Origin of the sequence: Peribacillus muralis, from assembly GCF_001439925.1 — a bacterium.
In the GTDB taxonomy this organism is placed as follows: Bacteria; Bacillota; Bacilli; order Bacillales; family DSM-1321; genus Peribacillus; species Peribacillus muralis.
The window spans coordinates 137,283-138,720 of record NZ_LMBV01000011.1 but is presented as its reverse complement, the minus strand read 5'-3'; the positions used below and the strand labels follow the sequence as shown (position 1 = coordinate 138,720).

Genomic DNA, 1,438 nt, shown 5'->3' with positions numbered 1-1,438 from the left:
AACTGGAACTCAAGGGTTCCAAGGACCTCAAGGCGCGACTGGGGCTCAAGGATTCCAAGGACCTCAAGGGGCGACTGGAACTCAAGGATTCCAAGGACCTCAAGGGGCGACTGGAACTCAAGGATTACAAGGGCCTCAAGGCGCGACTGGAACTCAAGGATTACAAGGGCCTCAAGGGGCGACTGGAACTCAAGGACTACAAGGGCCTCAAGGGGCGACTGGGGCTCAAGGATTCCAAGGACCCCAAGGGGCAACTGGAGCTCAAGGGTTCCAAGGGCCTCAAGGCGCGACTGGAGCTCAAGGATTACAAGGTTCTCAAGGGGCAACTGGAGCTCAAGGGTTCCAAGGGCCTCAAGGGGCAACTGGAGCTCAAGGGTTCCAAGGGCCTCAAGGGGCAACTGGAGCTCAAGGATTACAAGGTTCTCAAGGAGCTACTGGAGCTCAAGGTGAACAGGGGCCTCAAGGATTACAAGGACCTCAAGGGGCGACTGGAACTCAAGGATTACAAGGGCCCCAAGGGGCGACTGGAACTCAAGGGTTCCAAGGGCCTCAAGGGGCGACTGGAGCTCAAGGTGAACAAGGGCCCCAAGGGGCGACTGGAGCTCAAGGTGAACAAGGGCCCCAAGGGGCGGCTGGAACTCAAGGGTTCCAAGGACCTCAAGGGGAGACTGGAGCTCAAGGATTACAAGGGCCTCAAGGTACGACTGGAACTCAAGGATTACAAGGGCCTCAAGGGACTCAGGGGGAAACTGGACCTCAAGGATTTCAAGGTTCTCAAGGGGCCACTGGGGGCCAAGGATTTCAAGGACCTCAAGGGGAACAGGGGCCTCAAGGATTCCAAGGACCTCAAGGGGCGATTGGAACTCAAGGGTTCCAAGGGCCTCAAGGCGCGACTGGAACTCAAGGGTTCCAAGGGCCTCAAGGGGCAACTGGAACTCAAGGATTCCAAGGTTCTCAAGGCGCGACTGGAGCTCAAGGGTTCCAAGGTGAACAGGGACCTCAAGGGGCGTCTGGAACTCAAGGATTCCAAGGACCTCAAGGTACAACTGGAGCTCAAGGGGCGACTGGAGCTCAAGGATTCCAAGGTTCTCAAGGCGCGACTGGAGCTCAAGGGTTCCAAGGGTTCCAAGGGCCTCAAGGTGAGACTGGGGCTCAAGGATTCCAGGGACCTCAAGGGTTCCAAGGGCCTCAAGGTGAGACTGGGGCTCAAGGATTCCAGGGTCCTCAAGGATTCCAAGGACCTCAAGGTGAGACTGGAGCTCAAGGGTTCCAAGGTCCTCAAGGGGAACAGGGACCACAAGGATTCCAAGGACCTCAAGGATTCCAGGGATCTCAAGGGGCGACTGGGCCTCAAGGATTCCAGGGTCCTCAAGGTGAGACTGGGCCTCAAGGATTCCAAGGGCCTCAAGGGGCCACTGGACCTCAAGGATTCCAAGGA

General features: G+C 57.4%; 1 protein-coding gene. It reads left to right on the top strand.

Features of this window, described 5'->3' with window-relative positions; genetic code table 11:
- Positions 1–1,438: hypothetical protein (locus ASU00_RS25890; RefSeq protein ID WP_330219546.1), on the top strand; the 1,438-nt coding region annotated here is incomplete at both ends.